The sequence below is a fragment of the Nocardioides sp. NPDC057767 genome, assembly GCF_042798275.1.
Classification (GTDB): domain Bacteria; phylum Actinomycetota; class Actinomycetes; order Propionibacteriales; family Nocardioidaceae; genus Nocardioides.
In genome coordinates this window covers 1-24,438 of sequence record NZ_JBHVKJ010000060.1, presented here as the reverse complement: position 1 = coordinate 24,438, position 24,438 = coordinate 1, and the positions used below count along the sequence as shown (strand labels likewise).

Annotated in this window: 15 protein-coding genes and 1 pseudogene; 10 read left to right on the top strand and 6 right to left on the bottom strand. The window is 72.2% G+C overall.

Translation table 11 applies throughout. The features are described 5' to 3' along the window. Positions 1 to 90: 90 nt before the first annotated feature. Positions 91 to 1,053 (bottom strand): porin PorA family protein, encoded by a 963-nt coding sequence (locus ACFVDI_RS24060; protein ID WP_378911299.1) that lies wholly within the window; start codon positions 1,051 to 1,053, stop codon positions 91 to 93. A 110-nt stretch (positions 1,054 to 1,163) separates the two neighbouring features. On the opposite strand from ACFVDI_RS24060, the gene ACFVDI_RS24055 reads away from it, so the two are divergent. Together ACFVDI_RS24055 and ACFVDI_RS24050 are read left to right on the top strand one after the other, a co-directional pair. Then, a complete protein-coding gene (locus ACFVDI_RS24055) occupies positions 1,164 to 3,050 on the top strand; it encodes a hypothetical protein (protein ID WP_378911298.1) in 1,887 nt (628 codons plus the stop codon). Continuing rightward, positions 3,050 to 4,081: pseudogene (locus tag ACFVDI_RS24050) on the top strand (acyltransferase family protein); the annotation flags it as partial. The gene ACFVDI_RS24055 and the pseudogene ACFVDI_RS24050, both read left to right, overlap by 1 nt. A 20-nt stretch (positions 4,082 to 4,101) precedes the next feature. On the opposite strand, the gene ACFVDI_RS24045 reads toward ACFVDI_RS24050, so the two are convergent. Both ACFVDI_RS24045 and ACFVDI_RS24040 read right to left on the bottom strand, forming a co-directional pair. Next, complete coding sequence (locus ACFVDI_RS24045; RefSeq protein ID WP_378911297.1) at positions 4,102 to 8,337, bottom strand: alpha-(1->3)-arabinofuranosyltransferase family protein; 4,236 nt, start codon at positions 8,335 to 8,337, stop codon at positions 4,102 to 4,104. Continuing rightward, positions 8,304 to 9,104 (bottom strand): class I SAM-dependent methyltransferase, encoded by an 801-nt coding sequence (locus ACFVDI_RS24040; protein ID WP_378911296.1) that lies wholly within the window; start codon positions 9,102 to 9,104, stop codon positions 8,304 to 8,306. The genes ACFVDI_RS24045 and ACFVDI_RS24040 overlap by 34 nt, the downstream gene beginning before the upstream one ends. Positions 9,105 to 9,238: 134 nt before the next feature. Here ACFVDI_RS24040 and ACFVDI_RS24035 point away from each other — a divergent pair, with 134 nt between their 5' ends. Beyond that, positions 9,239 to 10,396 (top strand): glycosyltransferase family 4 protein, encoded by a 1,158-nt coding sequence (locus ACFVDI_RS24035; RefSeq protein ID WP_378911295.1) that lies wholly within the window; start codon positions 9,239 to 9,241, stop codon positions 10,394 to 10,396. Positions 10,397 to 10,466: 70 nt separating this feature from the next. Here the strand turns inward: ACFVDI_RS24035 and ACFVDI_RS24030 are convergent, their stop codons facing one another. Both ACFVDI_RS24030 and ACFVDI_RS24025 read right to left on the bottom strand, forming a co-directional pair. Then, entirely contained in the window at positions 10,467 to 10,622 is a 156-nt protein-coding gene (locus ACFVDI_RS24030) for a hypothetical protein (protein WP_160024268.1), read from the bottom strand. 20 nt (positions 10,623 to 10,642) lie between these two features. Beyond that, positions 10,643 to 12,331: a hypothetical protein gene (locus ACFVDI_RS24025; RefSeq protein WP_378911294.1), complete on the bottom strand. Its 1,689-nt coding sequence runs from the start codon at positions 12,329 to 12,331 to the stop codon at positions 10,643 to 10,645. A 130-nt stretch (positions 12,332 to 12,461) separates the two neighbouring features. Between ACFVDI_RS24025 and ACFVDI_RS24020 the strand changes: the two genes are divergently transcribed. From ACFVDI_RS24020 to ACFVDI_RS23995, 6 genes are read left to right on the top strand one after another with little or no spacing between them, the layout of a single operon-like run. Continuing rightward, complete coding sequence (locus ACFVDI_RS24020; protein ID WP_378911306.1) at positions 12,462 to 13,706, top strand: lipopolysaccharide biosynthesis protein; 1,245 nt, start codon at positions 12,462 to 12,464, stop codon at positions 13,704 to 13,706. A 49-nt stretch (positions 13,707 to 13,755) separates the two neighbouring features. Then, entirely contained in the window at positions 13,756 to 15,075 is a 1,320-nt protein-coding gene (locus ACFVDI_RS24015; protein WP_378911293.1) for an SWIM zinc finger domain-containing protein, read from the top strand. Continuing rightward, positions 15,072 to 16,541 (top strand): DUF5691 domain-containing protein, encoded by a 1,470-nt coding sequence (locus tag ACFVDI_RS24010; RefSeq protein WP_378911292.1) that lies wholly within the window; start codon positions 15,072 to 15,074, stop codon positions 16,539 to 16,541. Before ACFVDI_RS24015 ends, ACFVDI_RS24010 begins: the two co-directional genes overlap by 4 nt. Further along, the gene (locus tag ACFVDI_RS24005) at positions 16,538 to 17,626 is read left to right on the top strand and encodes an AAA family ATPase (RefSeq protein WP_378911291.1); all 1,089 of its coding nucleotides are present in this window, start codon (positions 16,538 to 16,540) and stop codon (positions 17,624 to 17,626) included. Before ACFVDI_RS24010 ends, ACFVDI_RS24005 begins: the two co-directional genes overlap by 4 nt. After that, positions 17,623 to 19,872, top strand: coding sequence for a DUF5682 family protein (locus ACFVDI_RS24000; protein WP_378911290.1), 2,250 nt, complete (start codon positions 17,623 to 17,625; stop codon positions 19,870 to 19,872). Before ACFVDI_RS24005 ends, ACFVDI_RS24000 begins: the two co-directional genes overlap by 4 nt. Continuing rightward, positions 19,869 to 21,050 carry a VWA domain-containing protein gene (locus ACFVDI_RS23995; protein ID WP_378911289.1) on the top strand — a complete coding sequence of 394 codons (1,182 nt, stop codon included), beginning with the start codon at positions 19,869 to 19,871 and terminating at the stop codon, positions 21,048 to 21,050. The genes ACFVDI_RS24000 and ACFVDI_RS23995 overlap by 4 nt, the downstream gene beginning before the upstream one ends. A 20-nt stretch (positions 21,051 to 21,070) precedes the next feature. On the opposite strand, the gene polA is transcribed toward ACFVDI_RS23995, so the two are convergent. Beyond that, a complete protein-coding gene (gene polA, locus ACFVDI_RS23990) occupies positions 21,071 to 23,758 on the bottom strand; it encodes a DNA polymerase I (protein WP_378911288.1) in 2,688 nt (895 codons plus the stop codon). Positions 23,759 to 23,819: 61 nt separating this feature from the next. Between polA and ACFVDI_RS23985 the strand changes: the two genes are divergently transcribed. Next, positions 23,820 to 24,272: a hotdog fold thioesterase gene (locus ACFVDI_RS23985; protein WP_378911287.1), complete on the top strand. Its 453-nt coding sequence runs from the start codon at positions 23,820 to 23,822 to the stop codon at positions 24,270 to 24,272. The last annotated feature ends 166 nt before the right edge of the window (positions 24,273 to 24,438 follow it).

Genomic DNA, 24,438 nt, shown 5'->3' with positions numbered 1-24,438 from the left:
GGAGACCGCACCCCACGGAAAACCGGGCGCGGGCTCGAAGGCCGTCAGCCTTCGAGCCCGCGAACCTCGGTTCCGGTTGCGCCGTGAACCTCAGGCGTCCACCAGCGTGCGGTCGTCGGCGGCGGCGTGGGAGCCACCGTTGGGCTTGCGACCGCGCAGCGTCAGCCACAGGCCGACCAGCAGGAGGATCAGGCCGGCGACGACGCCGCCGACGGGGATCCAGGTGCCGATCAGCTTGAGCTGGGCGATGTTGTCCTTGGCGTCCTGGGCGTTGTTGGACACCGTCTCGTCGGAGTAGCTCATGTCGGCGTCGATCAGCACCATGCCGCTGCTGGTGACCATCTTCTGGGTCGCGCTCTGGTCGATGTAGGACCCGGTGGTCGGCTCGACGTAGATCGTCTGGGTGGCCTCGTAGGAGCCACGGACGTCGTCGTCGGTGTCGGCCTCGCCGTCCTCGCCCTTGGACAGGATCTCGTCGTCGGAGGAGGCGGAGACCTCGAACTGGTAGGTCTTCACACCCTCGACCTCGACGTCGTCGACGTAGGTGGCGATGACCGTGGTGCCCAGCGTGTCGTCCCAGTACTCGTAGTCGTGGCGCTCGGTCTCGAACGGGAACTTGCCGGCCAGGCCGGTCATGCCGTCGACGGCCCGGTCCTCACCGACGTACTTGGCCTGGTCCTCGACGACCTCGGAGGACTTGCGGTCCATGGCATAGGCCCGCTCGGTCGTGATCACGACGCGGTCGTCGTCCTCAGCGCGGGCACACGGAGGGGTCTCGCCCTCCTGGATCATGATGCAGCCGGCCTCGACGAAGACGACGACGTCGTCGGTCGACTCCTTCGGCGCCGCCTCGGTGGTCCGGGTGTATCTCACCGGGACCGGGGTGTCCGACTTGGCCAGCGCTCCGCTGGCGGTGCCGTCCAGGACGGTCGTGGTGTTCACGTTGAGCGGCACGGTCGCCGCGGCGTCCCTGCCCCAGAAGCCGGCCACTGCGGCGGCGGCCAGCGCGAACGCGCCGACCAGCAAGAAGACGTAACCAATCACTCTTCGCATGTTTCTGCCCCTCCCAAGGCCTCAGTTCCCCCCTCGATCCGCGAACCGTAGCAGCAATACCCGGCTAGGTGTGCAACGGGTCACAAACCTCTGTGCGACACTTCCTCTTCGTGTCAGTCCCCCACACCATCTCCACCGATACGGGCGACGTGCTGGCGACGCCCCGGAAGGTCGTCGCTGCCGCGCTCGTCATGATCGTCGCCCAGCTGGCCTTCCGCGCCTGGGCGGTGAGCGGGTCGTGGTATCGCTTCGACGACGCCAACTTCATGTCGAAGCTGATGTCGGACGGGCTCTCGGCCGACCTGCTCTTCCACGGCTTCGCCGGCCACCTGATGCCGGGAGCGTTCGCGCTGACGGCGTGGAACTTCTCGCTCGACCCGTATGCGTGGGTCTACCCCGCCGTCGAGCTGCTGGTCCTGCAGGCGGTCGCCAGCCTCGGCGCCCTGGTGTTCCTCTGCTCCGCGTTCGGCCCGCGGCGCGGGATCCTGCCCCCGCTGGCCCTGTTCCTGTTCTCCTCGATCAGCCTGCCGGCGTTCCTGTCCTGGGGCCCCGGCATCACCCAGCTGCCGTTCCTGGCCGCGATCTTCTGGGGCTCGTGGGCACACCTCAACTACCTGCGTACGCGGCGATTCCGCTGGGCCCTGCTGACCATGCTCATCACGCTGGCCGCGATCGCGTTCGGCGAGAAGGCGATGCTGCTGTTCTGGCCCTACGCCGTGCTGGCGCTGGGCTGGTTCGCCACCGGCGACATCCTGACCCGGATGCGGGCGATCCTGGGCCGCTACCTGCCCGGCGTGCTGCTCTACGGGGTCGTCTCGATCGGCTCCGTGGTCGCCTACCTCGTCCTCGGCGCCGGCTCCTCGGAGGCGTCGGGCAGCTCGGACGCCAACGGGTTCGCACTGGTCGCACAGCGGTTCCTGTTCGAGTCGTGGGCGCCGGGCGTGGTCGGCGGGCCGCTGCGCTGGACCTGGTTGGAGGGCAACTCGGCGGGCTGGGCCGAGCCCGGGGCGGTGGTCTCGGTGCTCGCTGTCGGCGTGCTGGCGCTGCTGACCTATGAGCTCGCCCGGACCCGCACGATCGCGCTGCGGGCCTGGTGGCTCGTGGGCGGCATCCTCGTCCTCGACATCGCGCTGATCACCGCCATCCGGGCAGGCGCCGTCGGCGCCGACATCGCGCTCGCCTACCGCTACCTCACCGACACGATCGCCGTCACCGCGATGGCGCTCGCGCTGGCCACGCTGCCGCTGCGCGGGGCGGTGGAGACGCCCACTCCGACGCGTACCTCGCCGTTCCTGGACGTGCCCAAGCGGGTGGCTGTCGCCACCGCGGTCGTCGCGGCGCTGGGGCTCTTCTCGTCCTACTCCTACGCCCAGGGCTGGCACGACGACGACAACACCCGGCGCTACATCGAGACGGTTCAGGCCGACCTGGCCGATGTCGACGAGCCGCTGCCGATGGCCGACGGGCCGGTGCCCGGCTGGATGATCTGGGGCGCCTCCTACCCCTACAACCAGGTGAGCCGGGTGCTACGACCCCTCGGCGACAAGATGGCATTTCCGCGCACCAGCACCGATCATCTCTACATGGTCGACGACAAGGGGCACATCCGTCCTGCCGCCGTCGACCCCGAACGCCGCTCCATCGGAGCCGTCGACCCGACACCGAGCCCGGACCAGTGCCCGCTGCGGGTACGGCAGACGCCGCTCGAGGTGGGTCTGGACGGCGGCGTCGCCGGTGCCGGGTGGTGGGTCCGGATCGCCTACGCCGCCGGCGCCAAGGACGCCGGCCGGATGCGGGTGACCGCCGGTGACCACTCCTACGACGTCGAGATCGAGCCCGGCTACCGCAGCCTCTACGTGCGGACCGGCGAGGGCCGGTTCGACACCATCGGGTTCCAGAGCCTGACGCCCGGGTCGAAGCCGTGCCTGGGCGACATCGAGGTCGGTGAGGTGGTTCCGTTCGGCGACCCGATCTCAGGCCCGGAGGAAGGCGACTGATGGACCGCCGGTTCCTCACCCTCGACGCTCTGCGCGCGGTCGGCGCGCTGATGGTGGTCCTCACCCACGTCGGGTTCCAGACCGGCCGCTACCCGCGTGGCTGGACCGGGGCGATGCTCGCCCACCTGGACCTCGGCGTGGCGATCTTCTTCGTGATCTCCGGTTTCCTCCTGGCCAGGCCGTGGTTCGCGGCCAGCGCCGCGGGCACTCCCGCGCCGAGCACGGGCCGCTACCTGTGGAAGCGCGCGCTGCGGATCCTGCCGCTCTACTGGGTCGTGGTGATCGTCTGTCTGCTCGCCGCCCCCGCGAACTCCGACGTCGGTGTCGGCGGCTGGATCGCCAACCTGACCCTGACCCAGATCTACACCCAGGACTCCCACGCCTATGGCCTGGCGCACATGTGGAGCCTGTGCACGGAGGTCGCCTTCTACCTCGCCCTGCCGCTGGTGGTGCGGCTGCTGACGCCCCGCGACCGCTTGGACGTACGCCGCGTGCTGGTCGTCTCGCTGCTGCTCTCGGTCGGCGGCGTGGTGTTCGCGGCCGGCGCCCGGAGCTGGTTCGAGCAGCCGCTTGCGGCCGAGTGGCTGCCGGCCTACCTGCCGTGGTTCCTGGCCGGCACCGCGCTCGCGGCGTGCTCGGTCGACCCGGGCATGCGGGCCCGCCTGGATGGCGCGGCTCGCGACCTGGCCGGCTGGTGGCTGCTGGCGCTGGGGCTCTTCGTCGCCGCCTGCACACCGATCACCGGCCCGACCGGGCTCGTGGGCGCGCCGACGCCGGCCGAGGCCGCCCTCAAGTGCGTGCTCTACGGCGCGGTCGCGGTGTGCGTGATGTTCCCGCTGGTCTTCGGGCCCGAGCTCGAGGGCCCGGTGCGCCGCTGGCTGGCAGGCCCGGTGCCCAGTGCCCTGGGCGAGATCTCCTACGGCATCTTCTCGATCCACATGTTCGTGCTGCTGATGGGCATGGAGGTCCTCGGCTTCGAGGTCTTCGCCGACCGGTTCTGGACCGTCCTGGGCATGACCCTGGTGGTCACGATCCCGGTCGCGGCGCTCTCCTACGGCTTGTTCGAGCGCCGGGTGATGCGGCTGCGCAACTGGCGCCCGCCGGCGCTCAGGCCCTCGCGCAGGGTGGTCTCCTCCGAGCGTGGTCCCGCGGAGGCGGAGGCCGCCACGAGCACGACCGCGACCAGCGAGAGCGCCTGAGCCGTCCAGGCAGGCGGGGCCCACGGCAGGTCCCAGGTGGTCGGGAGGATCTCGACGGCGAGGGCGCCGGCGAGCAGCGCGGCCCCGGAGCCGATGGCCAGGAGGCGTACGGCCGCCGGCCGGCGGCCGGTCACGCGTGGCAGCAGCCAGGCCACCACGGCGGCCAGCGCACCCCACCAGCCGGCGAGCAGACCGGCCACGAGGACCAGCAGCCCACCGTCGTACCACCGCCACGGCGCGGCCACGGGGAACAGCTCGAGGCTGGGCGGGGTGCCGCGCCGGCGCCATGAGGTCACCAGCGCGAGCGCCAGGACCAGCGCAGCGCCGCCCGCACCGGCGAGCAGCCCGGCACGGTAGGTGCCCTCGGGGGCGAAGCCGAAACGTACCTCTCCCTCGGCCCCGGCGGGCAGGATCCAGCCCTGCTGCCAGCCGTCGACCCGCTGGGCGCGCAGCGGCTTGCCGTCCAGGGTGGCGGTGGCGCCGGTGTTGATGTTCTGCGGGAGCACGAGGACGCGGTCGTAGGTCTCCGCGGAGACGGTCGCCGAGACCGCCGCGTCACGCTCGTCCCGCTCGACCTCGACCGCGACCGGCGGCTCGGCGTCGGCGATCACCTCGGCACTGAGCTCGAGGCTGTCGAACCGAAGCGCGCCACCTGCCGAAGCGGAGCCCGAGGCGATCGGGGCGGGGTCGGCGAGCAGCGTGTTCTCGCCGGCGGCCAGGGCGATCGGCGCCGTGTCGCAGACCCTCAGCGACGCCTCGCCGCCGCGGAGCAGATCGGCGAGGGACCCGTTGACCGAGGTACGCAGCGTCCGGTCGCCCACCCGGATGCGGGGCCCGTCGGCACAGCCCGCCCGGAGCCGGCCGTCACCGAGCGCACGGCCGTTGACCTGCAGCTCGGAGATGCCGGCGGGCAGCTCGGTGGCGTCGGCCAGGCTCGAGGGCTGGTCGTAGGCGGGGTCGGTCTCGGTGATCCGGATCCGGAGCCGGTCGGTGCGCCAGCCGGCGGGGACGGCGACGTCGCCGTCCTCGCCGACCTCGCGGGTCACGGTGCGCTTGGGCCGGCGCAGATCGGTGATCTCGACCTCGGTGGGGATGCTGACCGGGGCGGCCTCGTTCACGAGGAGCCGCAGCGAGCGGATCCGCTGCCGTTCGGGCAGCCGAAGGGTCACCGCAGCCGGGTCGGTCGACGGCGCGCGCCACGAGGTGCCCTCGTCACCGTCGGCCATAGCGAGGGCCGACTGGGCGATGTCGCCCCGGCTCGGCGCGGTGATGTCGACACCGGTGAGAGCCGCCGCGGCCTCGGCATAGGCGTGGTCGCGACGCAGCGACACCGTGCCGGTGACGCGGAAGGACTGTCCTCGGGTCAGCGTGACCAGCCGGTCGAGGCTGTCGCCGTCGTCTCCGGTGTCAGCCAGGAACGGCTCGCAGTAGAGCACCCGGTCCTGGTCGATGCAGCCGCTGCGGTCGGTGTCCCGGCTGAGCCGGATCTTGCGGATCGTGGAGTCCTTGGGCGGCTGCGGCAGCGCGACCAGGCGCTGCGCCTCGACGCCCTCGATGTCGAGCTCGCTGATCCCCCACGGACCGTAGGCGGTGGCACCACGTGCGGTGATGGTGAGGTTGCGCGCGCTGAAGCCGGTGAGGTCGTACGTCGCCTCCGCCCCCGGCTGCGGGGCGTAGACCTTGCGCATCTGGGCGCCGGCGACGAGCTCGAGCCGCTCCACCCCGACGACGTTGTCGGGCAGCCTGATGGTGACCCTGCCGAGGTCGATCTCGTCCTCGAACCGCACCCGGAGCCAGGCTCCCTCGGGGCTGAGGCCCCAGCCGGTCTCGGTGCGCCACGCGGTGTCGAGGTCGCCGTCGAGGGCGGCCGAGGGCGCCCGGCCGCGGTCGACCGGGACGTCGCTCGGGGTCGCCGCGGAGCTGGAGGCCTCGACGGCCTCGACGCCGCGCCAGACCATGGTGCTCTGCCACCGCTCCTGGTTCCTCAGGTAGCGGTGGAAGCTCTCGGGCTGGTCGGAGTCGACGCCCTCCTCGGCGGTGCGGGTCGAGGAGGAGTTGGCGCGGACGCCGGAGAAGATGGTCGTACGCCGCCGCTGCCCGTCGGTCAGGATGACGTCGGGCCTCTCCCCGGCCGCGTCCTCCTTCGACCGGACGTCGTCGGCGGTCAGCACCGCCTGGGCGCCGCTGGCGGGCTCGCCGGGGTCGCCCATCACGGTCGTCCGGGCGGGGATCAGGGTCCCGCCGGGAGGGGCGTCGTCGACCCGGTAGATCTCGATCGGCGGGTACTCCCCCGCCAGTCCCCCGTCGACGAGCACCCGGGTGCCGTCCTCGCGGTGGAAGGTGGTGTTGCCGAAGTCGGCGCCGAACCTCGCCTCCCGGGTCAGGCCGGGCGACTGGTCGAGCGTCGCGTGCACGAGGGAGGGCGGCGGAGCGCCGGTGGTGCCCCAGTGCAGGTCGTTGCGCACCAGCAGCCGGGTCACGCCGGCCTTGGCCAGCATCGGCGCGAGATCCGCGCTCGGGGTGCCGCGCTCGAGCTCCTCGGTGACCCGGTCGAGCCAGACGACGTTGCCGGGCTCGGCCAGCGGCACCACGCCGCGTACGGCCCAGCGGGAGTCGGCGTAGGGCTGCAGGACCTCGTCGTGGGTGCTGCCCCACAGGTAGTCCCCGAACCGGGCGGCCGGGACCACCAGGGTGACGCCGCCGTCGTCGTTCTCGGAGAGGTGGTCGGCGGCGTCGGTCCAGAAGCCCGGCACGTTCTCGATCGACCCGGGCGGCGGGACCTGGCCACGCACCCAGGGCACGGCCAGGCCGGCCAGCGCGGCGGCCACCGCGATGACGAACACCGTCCGCAGCCACTGCGCGGCCTTGGTGCTCGTGCCCGAGGCACGCGCCAGGCCGGCCCGGAAGAGGATGGTCTCGACGGCGAGCACGACCCCGGCCGCGAGACCGAGGCGGAGCACGGCGTCGTACTTGTGGCTGTTGCGGACCGCGGCCAGGGCACCGTCGACGAGGTCCTGACGGGCCTCGGCGCCCCAGCCGGCCAGCGCGCCGGTGTAGCCGATCCCGACGAGGACGACGCCGGCCAGCACACAGCCGATGAGGAACCGGCTCTCCGGGTGGCGGCGCGCGCGGCCGACCCCGGCGAGCCCGGCGAGCCCGATGGCGACGACGGCGGCCGCGTCGAGGACGAGGTAGGGCGTGGCGTGCAGGCTCTGCCCGGCCGGGTAGTAGATCGGGTCGGCGTAGGCGACCCAGTCGGAGGTGCCGAGCAGCGTCGGCAGCAGGCCGGTGGTCGAGGCGGTCACCGCCGCGGTCTCGATGTAGTCGAGGAACGGCGGGATGTAGCGGCCCTGGAGGACCAGCGGGATGGTCCACCACAGGGTGGCGAGGACGGTGAACAGGCCCCACAGGACCAGGACGGCGAACCGCCGCATGCCGGTGCGGGTCAGCAGGAAGACCACACCGGGGACCAGCACGGCCGAGACCGCGGTCGCGTTGACCCCGCCCGCGCAGGCGACCGCGAGTGCGGCCAGCGCGCACCAGCGGAGCAGGTCCTTCGTGGTCGTGGTGCCGCTGGCCCGGATCACCGCGAGCAGCACCCACGGTGCCACCGCGGTCGGCCACAGCTCGACGGAGTTGGCGCCGAGGATGGTCATCACCCGCGGCGTCAGGACGTACGCCGCGGCACCCGCGACCTGCGCCCACGGCCGCCCCAGCTGCAGCTCCCGGGCGACCAGCAGGACTCCCAGGAAGGCCAGGTTGAGCAGCAGCGCCCACCACAGCCGCTGGATCACCCACTCCGGCAGCTGGGCCAGCTGGCCCAGACCGTAGAAGGGCCCCATCGGCCACACGTAGCCGATCGCCTGGTTCTGCACCTGGCCGAAGGCGCCCTGGGCGTCCCACATGTGCAGCGCCCGGGACAGGAAGGCCCACGGATCGGCGCTGAGGTCGAACTTGGTGTCCGCGACGATCCGGCCCGGGGCCTGGGTGAACGTGATCGCGGTCAGGATCGCGACGTACGCCGAGATCCGCAGGGGGGAGGTGGCCGAAGGGCTCACGTCTTGCGCAGCACGAGCAGGAGGTTCCACGAGAGCACCTCCCTCACCACCGGGACCCGCATCAGCCACGCCGCCCACGCAGGGTGGTAGCGCGGAACAGCAGCCAGGATCTCGGCGTTGCCCGCCTTGCGCTGGGCGCGCGCCCAGCGCAGCCCGGCGGCGGCGGTCGCCGCATACATCGACTCGCCGAACTTGTTCTTGGGCTCGCGGCCGTGCTTGCGCTGGTAGCGGCGGCGCGCGTAGCGGCCGCCGAGCAGGTGCCACGGGCTGGTCTCGTGGCCGCCCCAGGGGCCCCACCACAGCGTGTAGGAGCAGAAGACGACGCCGCCGGGCTTGGTGACCCGGAGCATCTCGTCGAGCATCGCGGTCGGGGTCGGCACGTGCTCGAGCACGTTGGAGGAGTAGCAGGCGTCGACCGAGCCGGTTCGGACCGGCAGCCGCATCCCGTCGCCGAGCATGCTGCCCTCGGCGACGATCCCGGCGCCCTGCATCTCACCGGCGTCGGCATCGAGCGCCAGGTAGGTCGCGCCCGCGTTCATGAACGCGTCGCGGAAGTAGCCCGGGCCGCCGCCGACGTCGAGCAGCACGGTGCCCTCCAGCACTGCCCCCTCGGAGCGAGGGCCGACGGCGTAGTGCGCGAGCTGCCCGACCGAGTCGGCCGCCAGCGCCGTGTAGAAACGCGCGGGATCGGTCTGCTCCACCCGGAAGTCACTGAAGAGACGCACGGAGCGCCGCAGGGTCGCCTTCCAGCCGCTGCCGGCCGGGGCGCCGCGCTGGGAGTCCAGGAGGTTCGGCACGGCGGGAACCCTAACCGATTACCCCAACGGGTGTGCATTTGGTCACGAAATGTCCTACTCTCCAGTAACTGCGTTGCCCCTGGGGAGGGAGCACTCAGCAGCGGGGAACTGCGATATCAGGGGAGCACGGTATTTTGCGCGGCAACGAGCGAGCGCAGCTGAACGACGGCCACGTCGCCGTGTTCAGCTGGCGCGATACAGACAATCCCGAGGCCGGTGGGGCCGAGCACTACCTCCACCAGATCACCGCCGGGCTGGTCGACGCCGGGGCACGGGTGACCGTCTTCACCGCCGCCTACCCGGGCGCCCCTGCCCGCGAGGAGCGCGACGGCGTCCGTTACGTACGCCGCGGCGGCAAGCTCAGCATCTACCTGTGGGGCGTGCTGCTGCTGGCGCTGGGCCGGCTGGGGCCGATCGGTCGCGTCGACGCGGTCGTCGACGTGCAGAACGGTCTCCCGTTCTTCACGCCGCTGGGCACGCGGGCACCGGTCACCGTCCTCGTCCACCACGTCCACCGCGAGCAGTGGCCGGTGGTCTACCCCGGGCTGTCCGGGCGGATCGGCTGGTGGGTCGAGTCGTGGCTGGCGCCGCGGCTCTACCGCCGCAAGCAGTACGTCGCGGTCTCCCGCGCCACCCGGGCCGAGCTGGCCACGCTCGGAGTCGATCCGACCCGGGTCGCCGTCGTCCACAACGGTGCCGCGCCCGCGCTGAGCGACCGGCCGGCCAAGACCGAGCACCCCTCCATCTGCGTCGTCGGGCGGCTGGTGCCGCACAAGCGGGTCGAGCTCGCGGTCGACGCGGTGGTGGCGCTGCGGGCGACCTACCCGGACCTGAGGCTGAGCATCGTCGGCGGTGGCTGGTGGGCCGACGAGCTGGCTGCGTACGTCTCCCGGGTGGGGGCCGGGGACTTCGTCGAGATGCTGGGGCATGTCGACGAGGAGACCAAGGAGGCGGTCTACGAGCGGTCCTGGCTGATGGCGCTGCCCTCGCTGAAGGAGGGCTGGGGCCTGGTGGTCACCGAGGCCGCCCAGCACGGCACCCCGACGGTCGCCTTCCGCGACGCCGGCGGGACGACGGAGTCGATCGACGACGGCGAGTCCGGGGTGCTGGTCGAGGACCAGGCCGGGTTCGTGGCCGCGCTCGACCACCTGCTCGGTGACGAGATCCGTCGCAAGGAGCTGGCCGAGGGCGCCCGCTGGCACGCCCGCAAGCACACCTGGGAGCAGAGCCAGCTGAACTTCAACGCCGTGCTCGCCTCGGCACTGCAGGGGCACGTGGTCGGCGCGGACTGACCATCGAGACGGAGAAGACGGAGAAGGGCCCGGCGGATAACCGCCGGGCCCCTTTCGGGTGTGTCCGGGTTCAGTCGTTGGTGCCGTACTGAACCGTCGACTCAGAGACGCTCGGAGGATTCTCGACGGTGTTGTCCGTGCTGCTGGTGACGACTCCGACGATGGTCGCTGCGGCGACTCCGCCGCCGACAAGAATGCTGGCGACGATGGCAATGATGTTGCCCATGGATATGTGACCTCCCTCTCCTAGTCGCGAACATTAGCAGCCGGCCGGCGAGCCATACTGATCAGTAGCAAAACTGTTGACGTTGTGGCGCCGAGCCAGGCCAGGCCGTAGGCCGCCCATCCGCCGACCACCGCCACCCGGGTCACCGGACCGGTCGTCCCCTCAGGCGTCCGGGGAACGCGTCCGGGCAGCCGCTGCACGAGCAGGCCACCGCCCTCGTGGACCACCTCGCCGGTGATCTGCGGCGCCTCGCCCGCGGATCGGTCGGTGATGACGTACCCGATCCCGAGCCGTCGCAGGTCGGCGGCCTGCTCCTCGGCATCCGGCTCCGCGAGCGCATCCTGGACCTGCTCGGCGCGGCTGTCCTCCCCCGGGACCACGGTGCTCCCGATCAGCAGGTCGCCGTTCACGACGCTCGTGCGGGTCAGCATCCTCGGCAGCGGGTCGAGCACGGGCCGGCCCCCGTTCCACGACGGCGCACGATAGGCGGTCCACGGCAGGACGAGTACGTCACCCGGTGCCGTCTCCTCGGCGAGCGCCGCGCGGGCCCGGCCCCACTCCCGCGGGTAGTCGGCGGTCCCGAGGCCACCCGCCAGGCCCCAGGCGGCATCGGGCAGGACGGCCACCGGGACGAGCGCGACGACCACGGCCGCGGCCCATCTCGGGGCCGACCCCCGGAGCCTCTCCCTCAGCGCGTCGACGCCGGCCGCGACGGTCACGACCAGCAGCGGCAGGCACAACGGGAGGGTGCGGCCGCTGTCGCGGAACAGCGCGAGGCCCGGGAGGTCCCGGGCGAGGGTGTCCAGCGTCCCCGGAGCGGCCCAGCCGGCGATCGCGATGGCCATGCCCGAGCCCCACAGCGCCAGGATCGGTATCCGCTGCCCGTCTGTGGACCACCACCTCCGGAACCCGGCCGCCACCAGGGCGATCAGCACGAGCAGCGCGATCCACGCGAGCCAGCCGTCCCGGCTGTCCGGGACGACGGAGGTGTTCCAGATCCCGCCCAGCGACAGTGCCGCCAACGGCGCGGGGAGGGCGTCGCCACGCAGCGCGAAGACCTCGAACCCGGTCGCCGAGGCGGCCTGGGAGGTGTGGGTCAGGCCGCTGACCAGCCAGGGCGCGTTGACAGCTGCCACCGTGGCCAGCAGCAGGACCGGCCTCCGGCCGCGACGCAACCCGGTGGCGAGCAGGACGGCGCCCGAGACGATGCCGGCGCTCGCGCTCAGGCTTCCGGCGAGAAGGACGGGAAGCAGCCACACCGGACCGGGCTCTCCCGCCGCCCGGCGGCGGCCGGCGATCACCAGCCAGGGCACGGCGGCGTAGGCCAGCAGCATCGGCCAGTGGCCGATCCACAGCCGCTCGGCGACGTACGGACTCCAGACGGTCAGGCTCACCACCGCCAGCCGCGCGGCGAGCGAGCGCTCGCGCACCAGCTCCGCGGCCCCGGCTCCGGCCAGCACCAGTGACCCCAGCAGGACGATCTTCTGCAGCACGAGACCCGGCACGACCTCGTCCAGCACCGCCACCACCGCGTCCGAGGGCACCGCCCGCGGCAGCCCCGTGCCGAGGCCGAGCACGTCGCGGGTCAGCGCGAGGTCGGGCACCCACACCATGTCGTAGCTGAGCACGAACCCCGGCCCGAGCGCCGGCCCCAGCATCAGCAGAGCGAGCACGCCCGCCCACACCGTAGGCACCACCCGCTCGCTCACGCCGCCACCCTAAGCCGAGACGTCACTTCTGCAGGCCGAGACGTCAGTTGTGGCGAACGAGTTCCGGTCCTGGGCGGATGCCGGTGCCGGCATGTGACCTGCTGCACCCTAGGCTTTCCAAGTGCCCACCATGACAGCCAGCCCGACCAGCGCCCGCCGGCGCCGGCTGTCCGCGCTCGTCCGCAGCAGCGGCTTCCTCGCCGTCTGCATCATGGTCACCAACGTCGCGACCTACGGCTTCCAGATCATCGCCGCCCGGATCCTCGGCCCCGGACAGTACGGTGGCGTCGCCTCGATGATGTCGCTGCTCCTCGTCGCCGGGGTGGTCCAGCTCGGCATGCAGGCGACGGCGTCGCGGCGGGTGACCGAGACACCCGGCCAGGAGCGCGTCATCGAACGGACGGTGCTGCGGGCGACCTATCGGGCGGCCATCGTCGTCGGTGCGGTCATGCTCATCGCCTCGCCGCTGGTGTGGCGGATGCTTCGGCTGGACTCGATCTACCCCGCGCTGCTGGTCGCGGTGTGCGCCGTGCCGCTGACCATCATGGGTGGCCAGGCCGGGGTGCTGCAGGGCGAGCGCCGCTGGCTCGACCTGGCGATGATCTACCTGGCGCTCGGCATCCCCCGGGTGGTGGTCGCCACCGCGGCGATGTGGATCCGTCCGACCGAGGGCGCCGCGATGGCCGGTGTCGCACTGGCCCAGTTCGCGCCGGCGATCGTCGGCTGGTGGGTGCTGCGGCGGCGTACGTCGTCCGCGGAGGCGAAGCCTGGCCCGGTCAAGCCGGTCGTCGTGGAGATGCTGCACGGGTCCTTCGCGCTGCTGGGCTTCTTCGCGCTCTCCAACGCCGACATCCTGATCGCTCGCAACGTGCTCTCCGACCACGTTTCCGGCCTGTACGCGGGCGGCCTGATCCTCACCAAGGCGGTGCTGTTCCTGCCTCAGTTCGTGGTGATCATCGCCTTCCCGTCGATGTCGGCCGAGGCGAGCCGTCGCTCCGCGCTGCTCAAGTCCCTGGCGCTCGTCGCCGGGCTCGGCGCGTGCGCGACCGCCGGGTCGTGGCTGCTGTCCTGGCTGGCGATGATCTTCATCGGCGGCCCCGACTACGCCGAGATCGAGGGACTGCTCTGGGTCTTCGCGATCCTCGGCACGGTGCTGTCCGTGCTCCAGCTGCTCGTCTACTCCGTGCTGGCCCGGCGCAGCCGGCTCTCGGCGTACCTCCTCTGGATCGCCGTCGTCGCCGTCCTCGGGCTGGGTGCCGTGCAGACCACCGCGGAGGGCCTGGTCTGGGCGGTCCTCGGCATCGACGCCACCCTCGTGGCCGTGCTGCTGGCGGCCACCTTCTGGCGGCTCAGCCGGCCGGCTCACCGCGACTGATCTGCGATTTTCCCAAACTGTCGGCGGGGCAGGCTTAGATGTGCGCATCATGCCTCGCTGGTCAATCGACGCCGTGGAGAAAGCGGCTCCCGACACCGGGTCGCTCAACGCCGCCCGCAAGCTCGCCACGCCCGGACCCTGGTCGGAGACGGGTGCCACCGACGTGCTCGTGTGGGGGAAGTGCCAGGGCTCGGGCAAGAACCCCTACCAGGTGAGCGTCGACTTGACCGGCCCCGCCTACAAGTGCTCGTGCCCGTCGCGGAAGTTCCCGTGCAAGCACGCCATCGCGCTGCTGTTGCTGTGGACCGGGGCGCAGGTGGGCGAGGTCGACGAGCCGGAGGCGTACGCCTCGGAGTGGGCCTCGCAGCGCGCGGGCCGTGCCGCGGGCGCCGCTGAGCGCGCCTCGGCACCGGCCAAGCCGGTGGACAAGGCCGCCCAGGCGCGGCGGGCGGCGGAGCGCCGCGCACTGATGGACGGCGGCGTCGAGGACCTGGTGCTATGGCTGGAGGACCTGGTACGGAGCGGGCTGGCCACCGTGAAGGCGCAGCCGTGGACCTGGTGGGACGCGGCCGCGTCCCGGCTGGTCGACGCCCAGCTGCCCGCGCTCGGCGAGCGGATCCGGGAGATGGCGGCAGCGATCAACCGGCGCGAGGACTGGGCCGAGCATCTGCTGATCGAGGTGGGCCGATGGTGGACCGCCGCGCAGACCTGGCGCTCCTGGGACGCGCTGGACGCCGACACCCAGGGCGACCTGCGGGCCGTGATCGGCTGGGCGACACCGACCGCCCAGGTCCTGGAGGCCGGCGTGCACGCGGACGTGTGGACCGTGCTCGGGGCTCATCGCGACGAGCGCGGCAACCTGATCGAGCAGCGGACCTGGCTGCGCTCGGACTCGGGTGAGACCGTGCTCCTTCTCGACTTCGCCGCGGGCGGCAACCCGCTCCCGATCGCCCGGCTCGCCGGGGCCCGGCTGGAGGCGTCGGTGGGCTTCTATCCCGGTCATGCGCCGCGCCGAGTGGTGCTGGCCTCCGAGCCGGCGGCCCTTCCGGCCACCTCCGACCTGGGGGCCGCGACCGATCTCGCCGGCGCGCGGGCCGCGCTCGCGGCGCTCCGGGCCGGCAACCCGTGGGCCGACCGGGCTCCGGTCGTGGTCCGCGTCGCCGTGTCGGCGCCGGAGGCCGACGAGCCACCCGTCGTGGTCGACGATGCCGGTCACCAGGTGCCGTTGCTCGGCGATCCGGGGACGTGGTGGCGGCTGCTCGCGCTGACCGGGGGCCATCCGGTGACCACGTTCGGAGAGATCCAGGACGACGGGTTGCGGGCACTGACGGTCTTGAATGAGGACGACGGAGAGCTGGTGGCGCTGTGAGCACGACCGAGGAGTGGTGGGACGCGGTCGCGGCGGCCGCGGTGCTGGGCACGGCCCGGCGCGGGGTGCCCCCGGCGCCGGAGACGGTGCCGGTGCCGCGCCGACGCGACGCCTCGGCACAGACGGCGCTGCTGGACGCCGCGGCCGTCGGCGGAGCGATGGTGCGCTCGGGGCGGCCGCTGCGCACCGGGTCCGCACCGGCGGCGGCCCCGGCCGACCGGCTTCCGGTGGCACCGGCTGGTGGCGTACAGCTGCTGGAGCTGGTGCTCAACCAGACCCCGGGCGGCGCCGACCTGCGGGGCGACCTCCTCGCTCATTGGCTGGCCTGTGCGAACGCGGCCGGATACCGGGTGCCGTCGCGGCTGCTCCCCCGGCTGCTCGACCAGGCGCTGCCGCGGCCGGAGCTGCACCGGGACGCGCTGACCGCGGCCGATGCCCGCGGGGCTTGGCTGGTCGCCAACCGGCGCCGGTGGCGGCCGATGATCGCCTCGGCACGGGCCGCCGCCGGTGCGGGCGAGGAGTCGCTCGATAACGCCGCCTGGGCGCGGGAGCCGACCGCTGCTCGTGCCGAGATGCTGACGAGGCTGCGTGCCGACGACCCCGCTGCCGCCCGGGAACGGCTCGAGTCGGTCTGGGCCACCGAGAAGGCGGCCGACCGGGCTGCGTTGATCAAGACGTTCCGGACCGGTCTGAGCCTCGAGGACGAGCCGTTCCTGGAGCGCGCGCTCGATGACCGGGGTGCCGACGTACGGCTCTCGGCTCGGCAGCTCCTCGACGCCCTGCCCGGCTCGGCGCGCGGGCAACGGCTCGGCGCTCTGCTGCGCCCACTCGTCACCGTCACCGGGATCGTGCGCAAGACGGTCCAGGTCGAGCTGCCCTCCGAAGCCGATGCCGCAGCGGTGCGCGACGGTCTCGACAAGGCACCGAAGGGCCGGTCCCAGGGCGGCCACTGGCTGAGGCAGCTCGCCGCAGGTGCCCCGCTCGAGGTCTGGACCGACGCCACCGGCCGCGACCCCGATGAGACCTGGGCGATGATCACCGACGCCGACGCCCGCGCAGGCATCATCAGCGCCGTCATCGCCCGCCGCGACCCCGTCTGGGCCCGTGTGCTGCTCGGCGACGTCCACCGCGTCGAGCTCCTCGAGATCGTGCCGAGCGCCGACCGGGAGGCGCTCGTGCTGCGCCAGCTCGTCACCGGCGCGGGGTCGGGCGCGGGCGGGACGACCATCTCGGCCCGCCTCGGCGCCGTTCCGGGTCCGTGGAGCCTCGACTTCAGCCGTACGATCCTCGATCTTCTCGCCGCCCGGGAGCGCGAGCTCGCCAGGTCGGTCGCCGTCCTGGCCGCGCGGATGCCGCCCGCGATCGTCCCCGACCTGCACCGGCTGCCCGACTCGCTCGCCAGGCAGCGCAACCAGTTGATCCAGCACCTCTCCCTCGTCCACGCCATCACGGAGGCCTTCCAGTGACCGACATTCTTCGCGCCCACGCCGAGGACGCCTACGCCGCCGAGCTCACCGCTCTGGCCGCCCACGATGCCGAGACCGGCCGCCCCCGACCGCCCCGGTGGCGGCTCTCCCCCTGGGCCGTGACCACCTATCTCCTCGGCGGCGAGCTGCCCGACGGCACGACGATCAGCGCGAAGTACGTCGGCGCCCGCCGGCTCATGGAGATCGCGGTCGCCTCCCTGGCCACCGATCGCGCGCTCCTTCTGCTCGGCGTGCCCGGCACGGCCAAGACCTGGGTCGGCGAGCACCTGGCGGCGGCGGTCTCGGGCGACTCGACCCTGGTCGTCCAGGGCACCGCCGGCACCCCCGAGGAGTCGCTGCGCTACGGCTGGAACTACGCGCGCCTGCTCGCCGAAGGCCCCTCGCGGGACGCACTCGTGCCGAGCCCGGTGATGCGGGCGATGGAGACCGGGGCCCTCGTACGCATCGAGGAGCTGACCCGCATCCCCGCCGACGTCCAGGACGGTCTCATCTCGATCCTCTCGGAGAAGACGCTGCCGGTTCCCGAGCTCGACGACGAGGTGCAGGCGCGGCAGGGGTTCAACCTGATCGCCACCGCCAACAACCGCGACAAGGGCGTCAACGACCTCTCCTCCGCGCTCAAGCGCCGCTTCAACACGGTCGTGCTGCCGCTGCCGGACACCCTCGACGACGAGGTCTCGATCGTCCGCAGCCGTGTCGAGCAGCTCGGTGCCTCGCTCGCTCTGCCCGCCGACCTCAGCCAGCTGGCCGAGATCGAGCGCGTGGTCACCATCTTCCGCGAGCTCCGCTCGGGCGTCACCGCCGACGGCCGTACGTCGGTGAAGTCACCCTCCGCCACCCTCTCGACCGCCGAGGCGATCTCGGTGATGACCAACGGGGTGGCGCTGGCCGCCCACTTCGGCGACGGCGTGGTGCGGGCCGACGACGTGGCGGCCGGGCTGGTCGGCGCGGTGGTGAAGGACCCGGTGCAGGACCGGATCGTGTGGCAGGAATACCTCGACACCGTGGTCCGCGACCGTCCGAGCTGGGCGGATCTCTATCGCGCCTGCCGGGAGCTGGTGTGACCGACCGGAGCTGCGCCTTCGAGATTCTCGGCGTACGCCACCACGGGCCGGGCTCCGCCCGGTCGGTAGCGGCCGCGCTCGAGGAGCTCTCCCCCGACCTGGTCGTGATCGAGGGGCCGCCCGAGCTCGACTCGCTGCTCGGGCTGGCCGGGGACCCGGAGCTGGTCCCGCCGGTCGCGGCGCTGGTCTACGCGGTCGAGGAGCCGCGGCGCTCGGCGTTCTACCCGTTCGCGTTCTTCTCCCCCGAGTGGGTCGCCATGCGATGGGCGCTGGAGCACGGCGTCGAGGTTCGCTTCGCCGATCTTCCGGCAACGCACTTCCTGGCCCCGGCGGACGCACCCGACGAGGTGCCCGAGCCTCGCCCGGTGGGCTCCGACCCGATCTCGCGGCTCGCCCGGGCGGCCGGCTACGACGATCCGGAGCGGTTCTGGGAGGACGCGGTCGAGCATCGCGCCGAGTCCTCGCTGAGCCGGTTCACCGCGATCCGCGAGGCGATGGCCGAGATCCGTGCCGAGGATCAGGCCTCGCCGGGTGATGTTCGCCGCGAGGCCTACATGCGCAAGGTCCTGCGCGCCGCCAGGCGCGAGGGACGCGAGCGGGTGGCGATGGTCTGCGGCGCCTATCACGCCCCGGTCCTGCACCCGTCGGCCTGGCCGAAGGTCGCCGACGACAACGCCCTGCTCAAGGGCCTGCCGAAGATCAAGGTGACCGCGACGTGGGCGCCCTGGACCGCCGGCCGGCTGGCCGCCGAGTCCGGCTACGGCGCCGGCGTCACCTCCCCCGGCTGGTACCAGCACCTCTACGCCCACTGGCACGCCGGCACCCCGGCCGACGTCGTGCCGGGCTGGCTCACCCGGGTCGCCCGCGTGCTCCGTTCCGAGGGACTCGCCGCGGCGCCCGCGACGGTCGTGGAGGCCGTACGCCTCGCCGAGGCGCTCGCCGCCGTCCGCGGCCGCCCCTCGGCCGGCCTCGAGGAGCTCGAGGACGCCACCGTCGCCGTGCTGTGCGAGGGTTCGCGACTGCCGCTGGCGCTGGTCGAGCGCACGCTCGTGGTCGGCGAGGAGCTCGGCCAGGTGCCGGAGTCGGCGCCGTTGGTGCCGCTCGCCCAGGATCTCGCCCGCCAGCAGAAGCGGCTCCGTCTCAAGCCGTCCGCAGCCGAGACCACCGTGGTGCTCGACCTGCGCCGCGAGGCCCAGCGCGAGCGGTCGCTGCTGCTCCATCGGCTGCGTCTGCTCGGCATCGACTGGGCCACCGAGGCCGACCGCGGCGGCACCAAGGGCACCTTCAAGGAGGCCTGGACGCTGGAGTGGCAGCCGGAGTTCGCCGTGCGCCTGGTCGAGGCCGGCCTCTACGGCACCACCGTGGTCGCCGCCGCCGAGGGGCTCGTGGCCGAGCGGGCGGCGAAGGCCGAGGACCTCGGCACGCTCGCCGAGCTCATCGACCAGGCGCTGGTCGCCGAGCTCCCGGCCGGGCTCGAGGCCGCGATCACGGCTCTCGCCGAACGCACCGCGCACCAGCACGACACCCTCTCCCTGCTCCGGGCGATCGAGCCGCTGGCGCGGACCCAGCGGTACGGGGACGTACGCGGGTCCGACACCGCTGTGGTCGCCGGAGTGCTCCACACCGTGGTGCTCCGTGCCGCCGCCGGGCTGCGGGCCGCCTGCACCGCGCTGGACGACGACGCGGCCGCGGCCTTGAAGGGCGCGCTCGACGCCGCCCACCGCGGGGTGTCGCTGGTCGGCGAGGCGCCGGCCGGATCCTCGGCTCCGGCGTGGGTGATGACCTGGGCGCAGGCGCTCGTCGCGCTCGCCGCCGACGACCAGGTGCACGGGCTGGTCGCCGGCCGGGTCAACCGCATCCTCCTCGACTCCGAGCACGTGGATATCGAGACCGTCTCCGCGCGGCTCAGCCGCCAGCTCTCCCGCGGCACCTCTCCCGAGCACGCCGCGGCCTGGGTGGACGGACTGCTGGAGGGCGAGGCGCTGCTCCTGCTCCACGAGGTCGAGCTGCTCCGGCTGCTCGACGAGTGGGTCGCGAGCGTCGATGAGGCGACCTTCGAGGACCTGCTGCCGCTGCTGCGCCGCACCTTCTCCCGCTTCCAGTCTCCCGAACGCCGCCAGATCGGTGGCCGCGTACGCAACCTCGACGCCGCCACCGACCTCCAGCACACCGCCACTCTCGATCTCGACCTCGCGCTGCCTGCGGCCGCACGGGTCGCCGACCTGCTGCAGCTGGAGCCCGCATGACCCCCGAACGCGACCGCCTCACCCGCTGGCGCCTGGTGCTCGGCGGAGACGCCGAGGAGGCGCTGGGCTCCGGGGCCAGCGGACCCACGTCATTGAACGCCGAGGACCGTGCCCGCGACGAAGCCCTCGAGCAGCTCTACGGCGAGCAGCCGAAGGGCCGCAGCGCGGGGCTCGGCGGGTCCGCTCCTCGGGTCGCGCGGTGGCTCGGCGACATCCGCACCTACTTCCCCACCTCGGTCGTGAAGGTGATGCAGGAAGACGCGATGGACCGCCTCGGCCTCCACCAGCTCCTCACCGAGCCCGAGATGCTCGACGCGGTCCAGCCTGACATCCACCTCGTCTCCACCTTGATCGGCCTCGGCCGGGTGATCCCCGAGCACAGCCGCGAGTCGGCCCGAGCCGTCGTACGCACCGTCACCGACGAGCTCGAGGCCCGGCTGCGCTCCCAGACGGTGCAGGCGGTCACCGGTGCGCTCAACCGGGCCGCGCGCACGCGTCGCCCGCGGCCCGCGGACATCGACTGGGGACGTACGATCGCCGCCAACCTCAAGCACTACCTCCCCGAGCACCGCACGGTCGTACCCGAGCGTCTCGTCGGCCACGCCCGCAAGGCGCAGCAGACCCAGCGCCGCATCATCTTGTGCATCGACCAGTCCGGCTCGATGGCCGAGTCGGTCGTCTACTCCAGCGTCTTCGGGGCCGTGCTCGCCTCACTCCGCTCGGTCGAGACCAAGCTGGTCGCCTTCGACACCGAGATCATCGACCTGACCGAGGATCTCGACGACCCTGTCGACGTCCTCTTCGGCGTACAGCTCGGCGGCGGCACCGACATCAACCGCGCCCTCGCCTACTGCCAGAGCCTCATCGAGCAGCCCGAGGAGACGGTGCTTGTCCTGATCAGCGACCTCTACGAGGGCGGTATCCGCGAGGAGATGCTGCGTCGCTCCCGCGAGATCACCGACTCCGGCGCCACCATGGTCGCCCTCCTCGCCCTCAGCGACTCCGGCGCCCCCAGCTACGACGCCGACCACGCCGCCGCGCTCGCCGAACTAGGCATCCCCGCCTTCGCCTGCACCCCCGACCTCTTCCCCGACCTCATGGCCGCCGCCATCGACAAGCGCGACCTCGGCGCCTGGGCCGGCGAGAACGACATCACCACCGCCGCCCCCACCGACTGACCCCGCTGAGGCCTCGGCTATCAGTGGGCGGCTTCGTGCCAGGAGAGACCGGTGCCGACGGAGACGTCGAGGGGGACGTTGAGGTCGGCGGCGGAGCCCATCTGGGCGCGCACGAGCGCTTCCAGCGGCTCCCGCTCGCCGGGCGCGACCTCGAAGACGAGCTCGTCGTGGACCTGGAGGAGCATCCGGGAGGAGAGGCCGGCCTCGTCGATGGCGGCCTGGACGCGCAGCATGGCGACCTTGATCAGGTCGGCGGCGGAGCCCTGGATGGGGGCGTTGAGCGCCATCCGCTCGGCGGTCTCGCGGCGTTGGCGGTTGTCGGAGAGCAGGTCGGGCAGGTAGCGGCGACGTCCCATGATGGTCTCGGTGTAGCCGGTGCGCCGGGCCTCGTCGACCAGGCTGCGCAGGTAGTCGCGGATGCCGCCGAAGGTCTCGAAGTATTCCTCCATCAGCCCCCGTGCCTCGCTCGGCTCGATGCCGAGCTGCTGGGAGAGACCGAAGGCGGACAGGCCGTAGGCGAGCCCGTAGTTCATCGCCTTGATCTTGGCCCGCTGCTCCACCGAGACCGCGTCGGGATCGACGCCGAAGACCCGGGCCGCGGTGATCGAGTGGAAGTCGCGCCCGGACCGGAATGCCTCGATGAGCAGCTCGTCCTCGGACAGGTGAGCCATGATCCGCATCTCGATCTGGCTGTAGTCGGCGGTCATCAGCGACTCGAACCCGTCACCGACGACGAAGCCCTTGCGGATGCCGCGGCCCTCCTCGGTGCGTACCGGGATGTTCTGCAGATTGGGCTCGGTCGAGGAGAGCCGGCCGGTGGCCGCGATGGTCTGGTTGAAGGTGGTGTGGATCCGGCCGTCGTCCTGCACGGTCTTCAGCAGGCCCTCGATCGTCACCCGCAGCCGGGTGACGTCGCGGTGGCGCAGCAGCGCGAGCAGGAACGGGTGCTCGGTCTTCACGTAGAGCTGCTGGAGGGCGTCGGCGTCGGTTGTCCAACCAGTCTTGGTGCGCTTCGTCTTCGGCATGTCGAGCTCGTCGAAGAGCACCACCTGCAGCTGCTTGGGCGAGCCGAGGTTGATCTCCTTGCCGATCACGCCGTAGGCCTCGTCGGCCGCTTGCTTCATCTGGCCGGCGAAGTGGCGCTCCAGCGCGTCGAGATGCTCGGTGTCGACCGCGATGCCGGTCTTCTCCATCCTCGCCAGCAGGTGCAGCAGCGGAAGCTCCACCTCGGAGAGCAGCCGGTGCCCGCCGGCGGCCTCGACCGCGGAGTCGAGCTCGGCGGCCAGGTCGATCACGGCCCGGGCGTAGAGCATCGAGGTTCTCGCGACGCCATCGCCGCCGACCTCGTCGTCACCGAAGAGCGACTCCTGGCCACCGTCGTCCTCCTGCTTGAGCTCACGCTTGAGGTAGCGCAGCGTCAGGTCGGCGAGGTCGTAGGAGCGCTGGTCGGGAGCCACGATGTAGGCCGACAGCGCGGTGTCGGTCACCAGCCCGCGCAGCGACCAGCCGTGGGCGTCGATCGCCAGCTCGGGCCCCTTGGCGTCGTGCATGATCTTGGGCTTGTCGGCGTCCGCGAGCCAGCCGGCCAACGCCGTTTCGTCCTCGGGGGTGAACCCCTCCACCCCCGCGTACGCAGCGCGCTCCTGCGTCGCGAAGCCGAACCCGTCCACGCGGCCGGTGCCGGAGCCCCAGGCTCCGCGCACGTGCAGACCGACGGGCGTGGTCCCGAGCTCGTCCAGGAATGCCCCGACGGCGCCGGGAGCCAGCGTCTCGCCCACCAGCGCGAACCCGCTCTCGTCGACCGGGACGTCGTCCTCGGGCGCGAGGACGTCGGTGATCCGGGTGCGGATCTCGCCGCGGAACTCGAGCTCGTCGAGGAGCTCCAGCGCGGCCGCCCGGTCCCACTCGACCCGGCCGAGATCGGTCGGGCCGACCTCGAGCGGCAGGTCTCGCACCAGCGCGTTGAGCCGCCGGTTGCGCATCACGTCGCCGAGGTGGGCGCGCAGGTTGTCGCCGGCCTTGCCCTTGATCTGGTCGGCGTGGGTGATCACGTTGTCGAGGCCGTCGTAGGTGTTGATCCACTTCGCGGCGGTCTTCGGGCCGACGCCCGGGATGCCGGGCAGATTGTCGGAGTCCTCCCCCACCAGCGCGGCCAGCTCGGGATAGCGGTGCGGCGGCACACCGTATTTCGACTCGACCGCCTCCGGCGTCATCCGCGCCAGGTCGGAGACGCCTCGCATCGGGTAGAGCACGGTGGAGGACTCCGTCACCAGCTGCAGCGAGTCGCGGTCGCCGGTCAGGATCAGCACCTCCATCCCGGCCTCGAGCCCCTGGGTCACCAGGGTCGCGATGATGTCGTCGGCCTCGTAGCCGGCCACCGACAGGTGGCGGATGTGCAGCACGTCGAGCAGCCGCTGGATCAGCGGCAGCTGGGACTTGAACTCGTCGGGAGTCTTGTTGCGCTTGGCCTTGTATTCGGAGTATTCCTCCAGCCGGAACGTCTGCCGCGACAGGTCGAAAGCGACCGCGACGTGGGTCGGGGTCTCGTCGCGCAGCACGTTGACCAGCATCGATGTGAAGCCGTAGACGGCATTGGTGTTCTGCCCCGTGACGGTCGAGAAGTTCTCCACCGGCAGGGCGAAGAAGGCCCGGTAGGCCAGCGAGTGCCCATCGAGAAGGAGCAGTCGGTCACGCGTCACATCAGCCACGGTCCGACTCTATCCAGGACCACCGACTACAGGCTCAACCGCCGCGTGCGAACATGCATCCATGGCCGATGCACTCCACACCACCGACCCCACCGAGATCGCGAAGTTCGTGGGATCGCTCCCCCAGGGCGCGGGCGCACTCAACGAGAAGATGGGCGTCGAGATCATCGAGATCTCCGCAGAGAAGGTCGTCGGCACGATGCCGGTCGACGGCAACACCCAGCCCTACGGTCTGCTCCACGGCGGCGCCTCGGTCGTCCTGGCCGAGACCCTCGGCTCGATCGGGTCCGGCATTCACGGCCACTCGCTGAGCAAGATCGCGGTCGGCGTGGACATCAATGCCACCCACCACCGCTCGGCGACCTCCGGCCTCGTCACCGGCACCGCGACGGCGATCCATCTGGGGCGCAACTCCGCGGCGTACGAGATCGTGATCACCGACGAGCGCGGCAAGCGGGTCTGCACCTCGCGGATCACCTGCGCGCTGATCGCAGCCCCGCAGATCTCGAACTGATACGCAAAGGGCCCCGGAGCGTGTCGCTCCGGGGCCCTTCGTCAGCTGTTGCTCTCAGCGGCTGGATCTCGACCCGCTTCGCGGGTTCGCAAGCTCACCCGCTGCGCTCGCTCGATCTCTTCGCGTTGTGAGCCTGCGACTTCGTCGCAGGCAAACAGGCACAGAC

Excerpts from the sequence above, each read along its gene's own strand:
- ACFVDI_RS24020 (WP_378911306.1), top strand. The coding sequence starts at position 12,462 with ATGACAGCCAGCCCGACCAGCGCCCGCCGGCGCCGGCTGTCCGCGCTC.
- ACFVDI_RS24030 (WP_160024268.1), bottom strand. The coding sequence starts at position 10,622 with ATGGGCAACATCATTGCCATCGTCGCCAGCATTCTTGTCGGCGGCGGA.
- ACFVDI_RS23985 (WP_378911287.1), top strand. The coding sequence starts at position 23,820 with ATGGCCGATGCACTCCACACCACCGACCCCACCGAGATCGCGAAGTTC.
- ACFVDI_RS24060 (WP_378911299.1), bottom strand. The coding sequence starts at position 1,053 with ATGCGAAGAGTGATTGGTTACGTCTTCTTGCTGGTCGGCGCGTTCGCG.
- ACFVDI_RS23995 (WP_378911289.1), top strand. The coding sequence starts at position 19,869 with ATGACCCCCGAACGCGACCGCCTCACCCGCTGGCGCCTGGTGCTCGGC.
- ACFVDI_RS24015 (WP_378911293.1), top strand. The coding sequence starts at position 13,756 with ATGCCTCGCTGGTCAATCGACGCCGTGGAGAAAGCGGCTCCCGACACC.